The 15749-nt window shown below is 42.1% G+C and carries 15 protein-coding genes; all 15 read right to left on the bottom strand.

The annotated features are described in order from the left end of the window. Positions 1 to 1563 (bottom strand): 2-isopropylmalate synthase, encoded by a 1563-nt coding sequence (locus B7692_RS00130; RefSeq protein WP_084929552.1) that lies wholly within the window; start codon positions 1561 to 1563, stop codon positions 1 to 3. A 304-nt stretch (positions 1564 to 1867) separates the two neighbouring features. Then, positions 1868 to 2524 (bottom strand): MmcQ/YjbR family DNA-binding protein, encoded by a 657-nt coding sequence (locus tag B7692_RS00125; RefSeq protein WP_084929551.1) that lies wholly within the window; start codon positions 2522 to 2524, stop codon positions 1868 to 1870. A 43-nt stretch (positions 2525 to 2567) separates the two neighbouring features. Beyond that, on the bottom strand, positions 2568 to 3200 hold the full coding sequence (locus tag B7692_RS00120) for a copper homeostasis protein CutC (RefSeq protein ID WP_084929550.1): 633 nt from the start codon (positions 3198 to 3200) through the stop codon (positions 2568 to 2570). 92 nt (positions 3201 to 3292) lie between these two features. After that, entirely contained in the window at positions 3293 to 3652 is a 360-nt protein-coding gene (locus tag B7692_RS00115; RefSeq protein WP_084929549.1) for a YbaN family protein, read from the bottom strand. A gap of 105 nt (positions 3653 to 3757) precedes the next feature. Beyond that, positions 3758 to 5845, bottom strand: a complete 2088-nt coding sequence (gene topA / locus B7692_RS00110; protein WP_084929548.1) for a type I DNA topoisomerase — start codon at positions 5843 to 5845, stop codon at positions 3758 to 3760. Positions 5846 to 5962: 117 nt separating this feature from the next. Continuing rightward, entirely contained in the window at positions 5963 to 6811 is an 849-nt protein-coding gene (gene dprA / locus B7692_RS00105) for a DNA-processing protein DprA (RefSeq protein WP_084929547.1), read from the bottom strand. A gap of 138 nt (positions 6812 to 6949) precedes the next feature. Further along, positions 6950 to 8773 (bottom strand): translation elongation factor 4, encoded by a 1824-nt coding sequence (gene lepA, locus B7692_RS00100; RefSeq protein ID WP_001047207.1) that lies wholly within the window; start codon positions 8771 to 8773, stop codon positions 6950 to 6952. Between the two features lie 78 nt (positions 8774 to 8851). Further along, positions 8852 to 9580 carry a metallophosphoesterase family protein gene (locus B7692_RS00095; RefSeq protein ID WP_045611522.1) on the bottom strand — a complete coding sequence of 243 codons (729 nt, stop codon included), beginning with the start codon at positions 9578 to 9580 and terminating at the stop codon, positions 8852 to 8854. A gap of 1 nt (position 9581) precedes the next feature. After that, positions 9582 to 11249, bottom strand: coding sequence for a DNA repair protein RecN (gene recN, locus B7692_RS00090; RefSeq protein WP_084929546.1), 1668 nt, complete (start codon positions 11247 to 11249; stop codon positions 9582 to 9584). Between the two features lie 6 nt (positions 11250 to 11255). Then, a complete protein-coding gene (locus B7692_RS00085) occupies positions 11256 to 11687 on the bottom strand; it encodes an arginine repressor (RefSeq protein ID WP_064276216.1) in 432 nt (143 codons plus the stop codon). Next, positions 11680 to 12495, bottom strand: coding sequence for a TlyA family RNA methyltransferase (locus tag B7692_RS00080; protein ID WP_084929545.1), 816 nt, complete (start codon positions 12493 to 12495; stop codon positions 11680 to 11682). Before B7692_RS00080 ends, B7692_RS00085 begins: the two co-directional genes overlap by 8 nt. After that, positions 12488 to 13363: a polyprenyl synthetase family protein gene (locus B7692_RS00075; protein ID WP_084929544.1), complete on the bottom strand. Its 876-nt coding sequence runs from the start codon at positions 13361 to 13363 to the stop codon at positions 12488 to 12490. Before B7692_RS00075 ends, B7692_RS00080 begins: the two co-directional genes overlap by 8 nt. Beyond that, complete coding sequence (locus B7692_RS00070; protein ID WP_000043226.1) at positions 13360 to 13572, bottom strand: exodeoxyribonuclease VII small subunit; 213 nt, start codon at positions 13570 to 13572, stop codon at positions 13360 to 13362. Before B7692_RS00070 ends, B7692_RS00075 begins: the two co-directional genes overlap by 4 nt. Further along, positions 13550 to 14890 (bottom strand): exodeoxyribonuclease VII large subunit, encoded by a 1341-nt coding sequence (gene xseA, locus B7692_RS00065; RefSeq protein ID WP_084929543.1) that lies wholly within the window; start codon positions 14888 to 14890, stop codon positions 13550 to 13552. Before xseA ends, B7692_RS00070 begins: the two co-directional genes overlap by 23 nt. A gap of 127 nt (positions 14891 to 15017) precedes the next feature. After that, positions 15018 to 15656, bottom strand: a complete 639-nt coding sequence (udk, locus tag B7692_RS00060; protein ID WP_001181376.1) for a uridine kinase — start codon at positions 15654 to 15656, stop codon at positions 15018 to 15020. Between the last annotated feature and the right edge of the window lie 93 nt (positions 15657 to 15749).

Below are 15749 nucleotides of genomic sequence, written 5' to 3'. Positions count from 1 at the left end.
TTACACACTTGGCATGTCACGATAGGAAACACTGCGTCCCATCTCACCAGCATTCTCTTTTTGAACAAAGGTATTAGCATTGATATAGGCAATAGCAGAAGCCTTCAACACATCGAAATCCAGACCTGCTGCATTAAAGATGGTTTCTGTATCTCTATTTTCAACAGTGACCAAAACCCGAGCTTGGGCATCAATTCCATCCGTCACAGCGTCAATAGTGTAAGACACCAAGCGAACGGATTGGTTAAAGAACTTATCGATAGCGTTAAATATTGCTTCAACAGAACCTTGTCCTGACGCATTAAATTCGACTTTTTCACCATCCATATTGGCTAGGATAACGATTGCTTCAATGTCATTATCTGCATGGGTTTGCAGTTGTAAATCATCAAAGTGGAAGCCTTCTGGATTTTCAACCATGGTTCCAGCTACCAGAGCACGAATATCTGCATCTGTGATTTCTTGTTTCTTATCGGCCAGTGCCTTGAACTTCGCAAAGAGTGGTTTGATGTCCTCTTCTGTAAAGTCTAGGGCCAATTCTCTTAGTTTCTCGACAAAGGCATGGCGACCAGACAATTTTCCAAGCGGAAGACTATTACTCTTGACACCGACCAATTCAGGAGTGATGATTTCATAGGTAAGAGGATTTTTAAGGACTCCGTCTTGGTGAATACCAGATTCGTGAGAGAAGGCATTACCTCCAACGACGGCCTTGTTTTTAGGAACTGGAATTCCTGAGAAGCGAGAAACCATTTCTGACGTATTGATAGTCTCATTTAGGACAATACTGGTCTCTGCTTGATAGTAATCTTGGCGAATGTTGAGAGCCACTGCAATTTCTTCAAGAGCAGCATTCCCAGCTCGTTCCCCGATACCATTGATAGTCCCTTCAACACGACCTGCCCCATTCTTGACAGCGGCAAGGCTATTTGCCACTGCCATTCCGAGGTCATCATGACAGTGAGGCGAATAGATAATCTGACGATCTGTCTTGACATTCTCAATCAAGTGTTTGAAGATAGCTCCGTATTCCTCTGGTGTGGTAAATCCAACCGTGTCAGGGATATTGATATAAGACGCCCCTGCATCAACCGCTGTTTGAACAACTTGCAAGAGGAAATCCAACTCTGTTCTAGTTGCATCCTCAGGAGAGAATTCGACCACTTCAAACTTAGAACGGGCATAGGAAACATGCTCACTAATTGCTTCCAAAATCTCTTCCTTGCTCTTATTGAGCTTATACTTGCGATGAATCGGACTGGTAGCGATAAAGACGTGAACCTGTGGATACTTGGCATCCTTGAGGGCCTCATAACAAGCATCAATATCAGACTTGACAGAGCGTGCCAAACCAGTCACCGCTGTTTTCTTCAAGGCCTTAGCAATCTCCTGCACTGCCGTAAATGAGTCTGGGCTAGCCGCTGGAAAACCAGCTTCAATGGCTGAAATGCCCCATTTCTCCAGCTGCCTTGCGATAGCAATTTTTTCCTTGATTGAAAAATTAACACCCGGTGTCTGTTCTCCATCCCGAAGGCTGGTATCTAGAAATTCAACTGTTCTCATAAGATTTCCCCTTTTCCAAATGTGGTTTTAAAAAAACATCTCGCTCAGAAGTCCAAGCGAGATGTTGATTCACTCCCGCTTGGTAAGCCAAACAGGACTAATGCTTTTTTGCACTAGCCCGAGTACCTCAACAACAAAGCGAATTGATTAAACTTAGCTGTTTTCATGTTTGACTTTCTCCTTCGTTTGATATCTTGTTTAGTATTTTAGCATAGGCAAAAGCACTTGTCAAGAAAAAATCCAATATTTTCTGAAAATTTCTTCAGTAGAGAATATTTCGCTAATTGAAAATCCTTGAAATATTTCATTTTTTAGAGGTTAAGTTCCAACTTTTTTCTATCAATTCCAGTACCATTTCATCTGACAAAGTATCATCAAGGGGCACACTAATCCAGTAGCGTTTGTTCATATGAAAGGCTGGATAAATTCCCTTTTTTGAAAGCAGGTCCGCAACTTGGTCATGCTTGAGGTTGACTGCTTCCACCTGTCCTTCTCTGCCCTTTTCCAACTTATCCCAAAAGATTTTCATCAAAACGGCATACCACTTTTGATTGCCTTCATGTCTTAACACTGCCGTATCAGGCGATTTCTCCCACAAATACTCCAGCTGATTACCATATTTTTCCTGAACCTGAGTCATGATTCGCTTAGTCTGAGAACAAATAAAATCCTGCACATCAAAACAAGCCTTCCGAATCTGGTGAAGAATCTCCAGACAAGCCTCACGGACATTTCCGACAAAACTTCCCCTCATGCTTCCCATATGGACTTGTGGATAGAGGTCACCCGTTTCCTGATCAAAGACTTGAAAGCACACATCAGTAGCAGTGACGGACACAGTCATGACAAAGTCACCCTGCAAAATCTGGCAACTATAGGTCCAGACTCCACTATTTTCTACAAAACCATAGACACGAGCCTTTTCTTGATTAAACTGATAGGATTTAAAAATTTCAAACATAAGTGAAAACTGCTACCCAAAGCTAGCAGTTCCTTTCTATTTTTTAAAAGACAACCTTGGTTCCGTGCAATTGTGTCACGCCCAACTGGTCAATAAAGGTTTGACGGTTGTCCAAGTCAATCCCTCCACCTGGTAGAATTTCAATCTTACCTTTAGCGTGCTCCAAAATTCTGTGATAGTGGGCAAAACGTTTTTCTAAGGAGTCACCAGATACACCAGCACGAGTTAGGATACGAGTGGCTCCAGCTTGACTGAGCCAGTCAATAGCTTCCAGTTGATCATCATCGCTCAATTCATCAAAGGCCATGTGGAAGACAATTTCCATTCCTTTTGATGCAGCTATCAATTTCTCCAGATTAGGCTTATCCAACTCCTTATCAGCAGTTAAAGCTCCAAATACAACTCCTTGACTTCCCGCCTGAGCAGTCAAACGAATGTCTTCTAGCATGATAGCAATTTCTAGTTCATTATAGACAAAGTCGCCACCACGTGGACGAATCATGGTCATGATGGTCGTATCGTAGTCAGAAGCCAGTTCAACCGCTGCCTTGGTCACTCCATAGCTGGGGGTTGTCCCACCAACTGCAAGATTATCACAGAGTTCGATTCGACGAGCTCCAGCCTGCATCGCTTTTTCAAGCAAGGTCACATTTTCAGCACAAAATTCGTAAATCATTTGATTCTCCTTGATTATTACTTTAAATTTATTATATCATATTGTTGTGAATATACTTTCATTTATATCAAGGAAAATAACTATTATTTTAACTATTCTTTGTCTGGAATGACCTTGAAGAGATAATAAGTGATAAAGATGGTCAAAGCTCCCAGACCGATTTTGACTGGTAAGAGAGGGGCAAAATAAATAGAAATTCCCATGAGAATGTAGATAGAGACGATAATCTTTTTCTTACGTTCACGCGCAATAGACTTAGTCTCACGAAAATCAGCTACATATGCTTGATAGAGCTTGGTATGGTAAAGCCAGTCTTCGAAGCGCTTGGAACTTCTGGAGAAACAAGCAATAGACAACAAAAGAAAGGGAGTTGTGGGCAACAAGGGCAAGACAACCCCAACAATAGCCAAGGCTAGTGATAAAAAACCAATGATCAAATAGATAAAACGCATAACTTCTCCTAGTTAAAATAATCTTCTTCTAGTTTCGCATATAATGATGAATTTTGTCAAGTTCTAACCAAAAAGAGCCTGAAATTCACTTTCAGGACTCTCCTCTTATTTAATCTTTTCTTCTTCGTAATCACCATTACTGCAAACAACCTGCTTGCCACCACCACGGACTTTTTTCTCCATGAGGAAGTTGCCACATTTTGGACACTCACGACCAACAGGCTTGTCCCAAGAGGTAAATTCACATTCTGGATAGCGATTACAACCATAGAAGAGGCGGTTACGTTTTGTTTTACGTTCAATGATTTGTCCTTGATGACAACTTGGACACTCAACACCGATTTCTTTCACGATTGCTTGGGTATGACGGCAATCTGGGAAATTGCTACAAGCGTAGAACTTACCAAATCGACCAAGTTTAATAACCATTGGACTGCCACACACTTCACAGTCAAATCCAGCTGGTTCATCCTTGATTTGGATTTTTTCCATTTCTTCTTCAGCCTTTGCAACCTCTTTGGAGAAAGGTTTGTAAAAGGCATCAATGACACGTTGCCACTGCTCTTTTCCAACTTCAACGTCATCAAGCTTGCCTTCCATTTCAGCTGTGAAGGTCACGTTTACGATATCTGGGAAATATTCAACGATAAGCTTGTTAACAATTTCTCCCAACTCTGTCGGTTCAAAGCGTTTGGCTGTAAGGCGAACATAATAACGTTTCTGAATGGTTTCAATGGTCGGTGCGTAGGTTGACGGACGTCCAACCCCATTTTCCTCCAAGGTCTTGATCAGGGTCGCTTCAGAATAGCGAGCAGGCGGTTGAGTGAAATGTTGCTCTGGTTTGCTATTAATCTGCTTAACCACATCTCCAACAGCCATATCTGGTAACATCTTATTCTTATCAGAATCATTATAAATGGCAAGATAACCATCAAACTTAACCTGACTACCATTGGCAGCAAATTGAACACCATTTTGAGACAATTTAACAGCCATGGTATCAAAGACAGCAGCTGTCATCTGGCTAGCTACAAAACGATTCCAGATAAGAGTATAAAGCTTGAGCTGATCCTTATCAAGATACTTAGCGATGCTTTCAGGTGTATTAAAGACGCTAGATGGGCGAATAGCCTCGTGGGCATCCTGAGCTCCAGAAGCATTTTTAACCTTGCTGCCATGCTTAGAATACTTGCTACCAAAACGGTCCGTAATGAAACTTGCTGCTTCATTTTGCGCTACAGGACTAATACGGGTCGAATCGGTACGCATATAGGTAATCAAACCTTGAACACCAGAACCGATATTAATCCCTTCATAGAGCTGTTGGGCAACCATCATAGTCTTTCGAGTACGGAAGTTAATTTTATTGGCAGCGTCCATCTGCATCGATGAAGTGGTATAGGGTAAAGGAGCATTGCGTTTGCGCTCTTTCTTATCTACCTGATCCACTGAAAAGTCTTTACTCGTCAGACGAGACAAGACTTCCTTGACCTCATCATTGCTAGTTAGTTTCAACTTTTTGCCATCTACTCCATAGAAGGAAGCCTGAAATTGCTTGGTTCCCTTTTTGAAGACACTATCAATTGTCCAATATTCTTCTGGCTGGAAGGCGTTGATTTCATTCTCACGATCAATGATTAACTTAAGCGCAATAGATTGAACGCGACCTGCTGACAAGCCCTTCTTAACCTTCTTCCACAAAATAGGAGAAATCGAATAGCCTACCAAGCGGTCCAGGACACGACGTGCCTGTTGGGCATCGACCAAGTCCATATCAATCTTGCGAGGTTCTTTAAAAGCATTTTTGACAGCATCCTTGGTGATTTCATTGAAGACCACACGGTTGGCATCATTTTCATCCAAGTTGAGAATATGAGCCAAGTGCCAAGAAATCGCTTCTCCTTCACGATCCGGGTCACTCGCCAGAAAGACTTTATTAGCTTTTTTGGCTTCTTTTTTCAAGTCATTGATAAGAGGTCCTTTTCCTCGGATATTGATATATTGCGGTTCATAATTATTTTCAATATCGACTGACATACTGGATTTCTTCAAATCACGGATATGCCCGACACTGGCTAAAACCTTATAGTTTCTGCCGAGATATTTTTCAATCGTCTTGGCCTTAGCAGGTGACTCCACGATTACTAAATTTTTTTTAACTGTTGATTTTTTCTTTTTTGTTGCCGTAGCCACAGTATCACACCTTTTCAAAGTAATAAACTTTATAAAGTGTAAACCATTTTGCCATAACTGTCAAGACTTAGCTCCTATATATAGAAGAAAAGTTGTTTAAGAAAGAAAAATTTTGTCTTAAAATTCAAATTCCGCAAGAACATCCTGCCCACTGGTGACCAATTTTGCACCTTCTTGAATCAAATGATGGCAACCGTCTGATAGTCCATCTAAAATGCTACCAGGAATAGCAAAAACATCACGACCTTCTTCCATTGCTCGCTCACAAGTAATGAGACTACCTGAACGCATCTTAGCCTCTGCTACAATCACACCTCGACAAAGTCCAGCAATGATACGATTTCGGGCAGGAAAATGAAATTTCAGAGGTTGTTCTGCAGGTCCATATTCACTGAGAACCAGATGCTCATTGCCGATGTAATCTTGCAAACGTTTATTGGCTTTAGGATAAAATACATCCAGACCTGTCCCAATCACTGCAATGGTTTTTCCGCCATTCTGAAGAGCTGCCATATGAGCTGCTGTATCAATCCCCTTGGCTAATCCACTGACAATAACCAGTTCATTTTCCAAGCCTTGAATGACTTTTTCAACTGACTTAGCCCCCTGTTTGCTACAAGCACGACTTCCCACGACTGCTACCTTAGGAAATTTCAAGAGATCCAGGTTTCCCTTGTAAAATAAAAGTACAGGCGCATCATATATTTCACTCAAATCCCAAGGATAACAGTCATCTAAAATAGAGAAAGATGGAAATTTTTGAAACTCCTTCTCCAAATGCGTATCGTCTATCTGAAAATAACGTTCCATAAAAACAGCTGGATTTCGGCAACCTGAAATTTCTGCAATATCACCTAACAACAGTTCTTGATCAACATTTTCACCGTATTCTAGAACTGCCAAAACCTGTTGATTGGTCAAACCTGATTTTTTTAACTTATAGATTTCATAGTTTGTGATTTTCATAAATAACTCCATTTCTTTTTCTACTCATCTATTTATTCGTAAAACAAATAAAAAAGAAGACCATTTGATCTTCTTTTATTTATCTTTGTTGTTTGACATTTAAAGTATGTCAACAATAAAATGCTTTTCTTTATACTTCTACTCTTCATCCATACTCAAGACGCTAAGGAAGGCTTCTTGTGGAACTTCTACTGATCCGATAGCTTTCATGCGTTTCTTACCAGCTTTTTGTTTTTCAAGGAGTTTGCGTTTACGAGAAACGTCACCACCGTAACACTTGGCAAGTACGTTCTTACGAAGGGCCTTGATATCAGTACGAGCGACAATCTTGTGTCCAATTGCTGCTTGGATAGGAACCTCAAATTGTTGACGAGGAATAATTTTCTTAAGTTTATCAACGATGAGTTTCCCACGTTCGTAGGCAAAGTCCTTGTGAACGATAAAGCTGAGGGCGTCCACCTTGTCTCCGTTGAGAAGGATATCCATTTTGACCAGCTTAGATGGACGATACTCTGACAATTCGTAGTCAAAGCTAGCGTAACCACGTGTCGAAGACTTGAGTTTATCAAAGAAGTCGAAGACGATTTCAGCAAGTGGAATTTGATAGATGACATTAACACGGTTATCATCGATATAATCCATAGTCACAAAGTCCCCACGCTTGCGCTGAGCTAGCTCCATGACTGCTCCAACAAACTCTTGCGGCACCATGATTTGCGCCTTAACATAAGGCTCTTCAATGGTCGCAATCTTGGTAGGATCTGGGAACTCAGATGGATTTGACACATCCATAGACTCACCATCGGTCAAATTAACCTTATAGATAACGGATGGAGCTGTCATGATGAGGTCGATGTTGAACTCACGTTCCAAACGTTCTTGGATAACATCCATATGGAGAAGTCCAAGGAAACCACAACGGAAACCAAATCCAAGTGCCTGAGATGTTTCTGGTTCAAATTGGAGACTAGCATCATTCAGTTGCAATTTTTCAAGGGCTTCACGTAGGTCATTGTACTTGTTTGACTCGATAGGATATAGACCCGCAAAGACCATAGGATTCATCTGTTTGTAACCATGTAATGGCTCTGCCGCAGGATTGGTTGCCAAGGTAACGGTATCACCCACACGAGTGTCCTGAACCGTTTTGATAGAAGCTGCAATATAACCAACGTCACCAGTCGCAAGGAAATCACGACCAACTGCCTTGGGTGTAAAGATACCGACTTCCGTAACATCAAAAGTCTTGCCATTGCTCATAAGCTGAATCTTATCGCCAGGTTTAACCACCCCATCCATGACACGCACTTGAAGAATAACCCCACGGTAGGCATCGTAAACCGAGTCGAAAATCAAGGCCTTAAGAGGCGCCGTCACATCACCTGTTGGAGCTGGCACTTTTTCTACGATTTGCTCTAGAATTTCTTCGATACCAATACCAGCTTTAGCTGATGCCAAAACTGCTTCACTGGCATCCAAACCAATGACATCTTCAATCTCTGTACGCACGCGCTCAGGGTCTGCAGCTGGTAGGTCAATTTTGTTAATGACTGGCATGATTTCCAAATCATTGTCCAAGGCCAGATAAACGTTGGCAAGGGTTTGAGCCTCAATCCCTTGGGCAGCATCGACGACCAAAATCGCTCCCTCACAGGCAGCTAGCGAACGTGAAACTTCATAGGTGAAGTCTACGTGCCCCGGCGTGTCAATCAAGTGGAAAATATAAGTTTCCCCATCTTTAGCAGTATAATTCAGCTCGATGGCATTCAACTTAATGGTAATCCCACGTTCCCGTTCTAGATCCATGCTATCTAAAAGCTGAGCTTGCATTTCACGACTGGAAACTGTCTCTGTCTTTTCCAAAATGCGGTCTGCTAGAGTCGATTTCCCGTGGTCAATATGGGCGATAATAGAGAAGTTACGGATCTTCTCCTGTCGTTTTTTCAATTCTTCTAAGTTCATGATTCTCTTCCTTTCAGGGTATCTATTTATTATAAATTGTTTTTGACATTTTGACAAGACCATACCCTGCTAGGAGTACTAATCTTCAGCGACAAAGCCGTCATTTTCAATAAAGTGATGTTCTGTCATTCCTTGGTCAGTAAAGACAATCCCGTGAAGGACACCACCATAGACAGCTCCTCCGTCCATCCCAATCTTACCATCTTCTGTAGTCCAAAGCTCAGCTGTACCTCGTTCTTGCTTTAACAAACCATAAACCGGTGTGTGACCAAAGACAATGGTTTTCCCAGTATGATTTTCTGCTTCGTGGAATGGTTTTCTAAGCCAGACTTTTTTATAATCTGTGGTTTCATGCCAATCATCCAAGGTTAAATCAATACCTGCATGAACAAAGATATACTTGTCTGTCTCTACTACAAATGGCATTTGACGAATAAATTCGACCAAATCTGCCGCTTCAGTAGCAACACGCTGGGCATCTTCTACTCCATCAACTGGGGCATCCAAGGGACGACCTAGGATAGAGTTAATAGTTGTATCTCCACCATTACGACGATAGTGGTCATAACTTTCTTCTGGGTTATCGAGCCAAGTCAGAAACATATACTCGTGGTTTCCTGACAAACAGATCGCCCCTTGATTGTCCACTAAGTCCTTAACCATTTCTAGAACACGGCGACTATCTTCACCGCGGTCAATCAAATCCCCTAGAAAGAGCAACTGGGTCTGACCATCCCATGTTTTGAGAAGGTCTTCCAGCATCCCAGCTTTTCCGTGAACATCTCCAATTACATAATAGTCTGTCATCTTATTTCTCCCTGTTTCTCAACAATTCTCTGGCTTGCGTCAGGGCTGCTTCCGTCACATCATCACCTGCCAACATCTTGGCAACTTCCTCCACTCGCTCTTCAACAGTCAAGAGACGAACAGTCGAAACTGTTGAATGGTCATTACTAATCTTCTCAATAAAGAATTGATAATCCGCAATCGCAATCACTTGTGGCAAATGGGAAATAGCCAGAACCTGACCATGTTGGCCAATCTTGTGAATCTTCTGTGCAATGGCCTGAGCTACACGACCTGAAACTCCCGTATCCACCTCATCAAAGACAATACTTGTCTTGCCCTCTTTACGTGAAAAGGCAGACTTAATGGCTAGCATGAGACGAGATAATTCCCCACCAGATGCAACCTTGACCAAGGGTTTAAAGTCTTCGCCAGGGTTGGTTGAAATGTAAAACTCAACCATTTCATTTCCCTCACGACTGAATTTGCCCTTGCTAAAACGAACCTGAAACTGGGCTTTTTCCATATAGAGGTCTTGCAGTTCTTGTTTAATCTCAGCTTCAAGCTGCTGAGCTAAGTCATGACGAGCAGATGCAAGTTGACCAGCCAAATCAACAAGATTAACTTCCAATTTCTTGAGCTCTGCTTCCATGTCTTCAGAAGAAAGATTATTGCCTGTCAAGAGATTGTACTCTTCCGTAATCTTAGCAAAGTAAAGCAAGACATCATCAACAGTCCCACCATATTTACGGGTAATGGTATGAAGGAGGTCCAAACGATTCTCAACCTGCATGAGACGATTGCCGTCAAAATCAAGGTCCTCAATGATAGCTTCTAAACGCTTGCTAATGTCTTCTAAGACATAGTAGGTCTCAGACAGAGAGCTTGAAATTTCACGGTAGTCAGGGTCATACTCTTCGACACTCTCCATATCATTCATGGCCGAACGAACATTGGCCAGACTCGAGAACTCTTCATTGTCCAACATACTATAGGCATTGGTCAACGTATCCGCAATATTTTTATGGTTTAGAAGTTTATCTCGCTCTTGATTGAGAGTCAAGTCTTCACCTGCTTGCAAGTTTGCTGCCTCAATCTCTGCCATTTGAAATTCCAACATTTCGATACGTGCCTTGTGTTCCTGTTGGTTTTTCTTGACTTCCAGAACCTGCTTACGCATTTTACGGTAGGCATCAAAACTCGTCTGATAGGTTTCTTTCAATTCCCAAAAAGTTGCATCACCAAATTCATCCAACATCTGGATATGAAGTTGGGGACGCATTAATTCCTCTTGGTCATGCTGACCATGAATATCTACTAGATGTTGTCCAATAGCACGCAAAACAGACAGATTAACCATCTGGCCATTCACACGGCTAATACTACGACCATTTTGCAGAATTTCTCGACGGATGATAATTTCATCACCCATTTCTAAACCTTGCTCATCAAAAATTTCCTGTAAAAGGCGACTATTCTCAACTGAGAAAAGCCCCTCTATCTCTGCCTTTGGCGCACCATGACGAATAACATCTGTCGTCGCACGAGCTCCCAACATCATATTCATGGCATCAATGATAATCGACTTCCCTGCACCCGTTTCACCAGTCAGGACAGTCATCCCCTTTTCAAAATTGAGGGAAATAGCCTCAATAATGGCAAAGTTTTTTATCGAAATTTCAAGTAACATATAGACCTACCAATTTTTTACTTGTTCAAAAATTTCCTCAGCTAGACTTTCACTTCTGGCAATGACTAAAATCGAGCTATCATCAGCTAAACAGCTAAAAATCTTATCCACAAAAGTCTCGGTTAACTGAGCTTTTACAAAAGCTGTATTTCCTGGGATGACTTGGAGATTGATCATCTTGTCCATCAATTCTGCCGATTCGATATTGTCTTCAGCCAGTTGCAAACTTTTCACGATTGATTTTGGCAATTCATAGACATAGGTGTTGTCTCTCAAAGGAATTTTAACAATACCTAGCTCTTTGATATCTCGGGATACCGTTGCCTGAGTGGCAGTGATACCTGCTTCTTTCAAATGTTCTACGATTTCTTCTTGTGTACCGATTTGAAAATCTGTCACAAATCGTCTAATTTTTTCAAGTCTCTCTTTTTTATTCATTTTTAAATTGACTATGCGCCCTCTCTACTACTTCTTCAATCTCAGCAAGAACCTGATTACTTGCTGACTCTTCTTTTTTCAAATACGCTAAAAACTCAATATTTCCATGTCCGCCTTGGATGGGAGAAAAGTCCAAACCAAGGACTGAAAACCCTTCCTCTACTGCCATGGTTGTGACAGATTCAAGGACATGTTGATGGACCTTGGCATCACGAATGATTCCATTTTTCCCAATCTGCTCACGACCTGCCTCAAACTGAGGCTTAACTAGAGCCACAACCTGACCTTGATTTGTCAAGACACGATGCAAGGCCGGAAGAATCAGACTGAGGGAAATGAAACTCACATCAATACTGGCAAAGCTCGGTTCCTTTTCGAAATCAGTCTTTTCAGCATAGCGGAAATTGAACTGCTCCATGCTGACTACTCTTGGGTCTTGGCGTAATTTCCAAGCCAACTGATTGGTACCAACATCGACTGCAAAGACTAACTCAGCATCATTCTGCAACATGACATCGGTAAAACCTCCAGTAGAGGCACCGATATCAATCGTTGTTGCCCCTTCTACTGACAAATCAAAGACCTGCAAGGCCTTTTCTAATTTCAAGCCACCACGGCTGACATACTTGAGTTTTTCACCCTTGAGTTTCAGCTCGGTGTCATCTGGGATTTTCTCCCCTGGTTTATCAAACCGTTCTCCATTAAAGACTGCTACGACTAGACCAGCCATGACACCGCGCTTGGCCTGTTCTCGCGTTTCAAACAAACCCTGTTTATAAGCTAGTACATCCACTCTTTCCTTAGCCATTGATTCTCAAACTTTCTACTACTTTTACAATCGATTCTATATCAAAAGGAATCTGCTGGGAAATTTCTTCTAATTTGGCATTAGCTTGATCCAGAGTTTGGTTACAAAAGGCAATGGCCTCTTCCAAGCCCAACAAAGCAGGATAGGTTGATTTTTCTGCCTGCAAATCCTTTTGAGGTGTCTTGCCGATTTCCTCAAAACTAGCGGTCACATCCAGCACATCGTCTCTGACCTGAAAAGCAAGCCCAATCAATTCACCTACAGTTTTCAGCTTTGCCTGCATTTCAGGTGCCAATTCGGCTATGATGGCAGCTGCTTGGAAGGGAAAGGCTAGTAGTTTTCCAGTCTTATTAGCATGAATGGTCTGAAGTTCTTCCAAAGACAAATGCTGGTGTTCACCTTCCATGTCCAAAACCTGGCCTGCCACCATGCCCAGACTTCCTGAAGCAAGAGATAAGTTGGCAATCAAGTCCACCTTGATTTGACTTGGCAAATCTGCCTGCGCAATCAAGGCATAGGGATCTAGGAATAAAGCATCTCCTGCCAAAATGGCCATAGCTTCACCAAATTTCTTATGATTGGTCAAGCGTCCCCGACGGTAATCATCATCATCCATAGCTGGAAGATCATCGTGAATCAAGCTCCCTGTATGAATCATTTCCAAGGCCGCAGCCACCTGCGCGTGAGCAGGTTTAATAGCGACCTGCAAGGCTTCCAGAACTTCTAACAAGAGAAAAGGTCGAATACGCTTGCCACCTGCATGAATGGAATAGAGAACAGACTCTCGCAAACTAGAGGCAAACTGCTGGTCTCCATAAAAGTCTTCCAAAGCCGACTCGACAAGAGCTAATTTTTCTTGCTTTTTCATTCAAAATCACTTTCTGTTCCGTCTTCTTGCATGACCTTGACCAAGGTCTTTTCAGCCTTGTCTAACGTCGCTTGGAGCTCTTTTGACAAGACCATGCCCTTTTGAAAGGCCGCAATCGCATCTTCTAAAGCTATTTCACCATTTTCCAAACTTTGGACAATAGTCTCCAGTTCTGCTAGATTTTCCTCAAATTTCTTTTGTTTTGACATCTTTAACCTCTAATTCTACTTGACCATCTCGCATCAAAAGCGTCACTTGGTCTGTTTTCTTTAAATTCTCAACCGAATCGACTACTGAATCTTCTTTTTTGACAATTGCATAACCACGTGCCACAATTCGGCTAGTATCCAACATCAGTAAGGCTTCTGATAATCTTTTGACCTCAGCAACCTTGGCATCATAAACCAGCGCCATTTGGCTACGTAAGAGCTTATCCAACTGCCCAAGTCGGTCTTGATAACGTTGAATTTTAGTAACAGGTGATAATTGCACCAGTTGATGCGTCCTTGCTTGGACGACTTGTTTGTTATCAGAAATCCGTGTTCGCAAACTTTGTTTTAAGCGCAGTTGCAGTTGGTCCAAGCGTTGCAAATAACTGTCATATAAGCGTTCTGGCTGTCTAAAGATAACAGACTGACTGCATTTTTTCAAAGCTTCTTGTTTCTTCGATAGGACATTTCGGGCCGCTGTTGCCATCCGCTTTTCCTGATTTTGCAAATGAGCTAATACATCCAACTTGGTCACAGGTGTTCCTAGTTCAGCAGCAGCCGTTGGTGTCGCAGCGCGGCGATCTGCCACAAAATCTGCCAAGGTCACATCCGTCTCATGCCCCACACTAGAGATAACTGGTAAACGGGATTCAAAAATAGCCCGTACCACAATCTCTTCGTTAAAGGCCCAGAGATCCTCGATGGAACCACCACCACGACCAATAATCAGCAAATCCAAATCGTCCCGTTGATTGGCACGCGCAATATTTCGAGCAATTTCCTCCGCAGAACCTTCACCTTGAACCTTGGTCGGATAGAGCAGAATATCGACACCTGGAAATCGCCTGCTGACGGTCGTGATAATATCTCGAATAACGGCTCCGCTACGGCTGGTTACTACACCAATTCTCTTAGAAAATTGGGGCAGAGGTTGCTTGAAGCGTTCTTGAAACAGGCCTTCTTCTGCCAATTTTTTCTTGAGTTGTTCAAACTGAATCGCAAGCGCCCCAACCCCATCAGGCTCTGCCTTTTCAATGATAATGGAGTAGCTTCCACTTGGTTCATAGACCTGTACACGCCCAATCACATTGATCTTCATCCCTTCTTCCAGTTCGAAACCTAATTTCTGATAAATCCCAGACCAGATGGTCGCTTGAATAACTGCATGGTCATCCTTTAGGGAGAAATATTGGTGAGTAGGTCGTTTACGAAAGTTGGAAACTTGACCAGTTAAATAGACCCGTTCCAAGTAAGGGTCTTTATCGAATTTCATTTTCAGATACTTGGTCAAAGTTGTTACCGATAAATACTTTTCCATCTCCACCTACTATTCATTTTCTTGCTCTTTCATGGGTATTATTATACCAAAAATATGCCTAAAAATCTCCATTTATGTACCATTATGAAGGAAAAATAGAAAAAGGAGGCAAGACCTCCACATCTGATTATTTGCTGTTTCGAGCTTCTTCCAAAATCTTTGCAATCTTGGTCGTCAAAAGATCGATAGCCACGGTATTGCTAACCCCTTCAGGAATGACGATATCGGCATAACGCTTAGTTGGCTCGATAAACTGGTGATACATTGGTTTGACCACACCTAAATACTGGTCAATAACGCTATCAAGGCTACGGCCACGCTCTTCCATATCACGCTTGATACGACGAATAATGCGCACATCATCGTCTGTATCCACAAAAATCTTGATATCCATCAAATCGCGCAGACGCTTGTCCTCCAAGACCAAAATCCCCTCAACGATAAAAACATCTTGAGGCTCTTGACGATAGGTCTTGCTACTGCGTGTATGCTCTGTATAGTCATAAGTCGGGATGTCCACCGGACGACCCGCCAACAATTCCTTAATCTGCTCGATCATCAAGTCTGTATCAAAGGCAAAAGGATGGTCATAGTTGGTTTTGACACGCTCTTCAAAGGTCAAATGAGACTGATCCTTGTAGTATGAATCATGCTCAATCATGGAAATCTTTTCATCAGGGAAATGCGATAAAATGGCTCTTGAAACACTGGTCTTACCCCCACCAGAACCACCTGTCACTCCGATAATGATTGGTCTATTTTGCATGCTATCCTCCGTTTTTTTATCCGTGGTCTATTCTATCATAATTTTTGGGAAATTTATAGTCTGATTTGGATAGTCTTAGGGAAACAATTCCAA

The organism is Streptococcus mitis (assembly GCF_002096925.1).
Taxonomy (GTDB): domain Bacteria; phylum Bacillota; class Bacilli; order Lactobacillales; family Streptococcaceae; genus Streptococcus; species Streptococcus mitis_AF.
The sequence above is the reverse complement of the archived record's forward strand: the minus strand, read 5'-3'. Positions and strand labels throughout refer to the sequence as shown.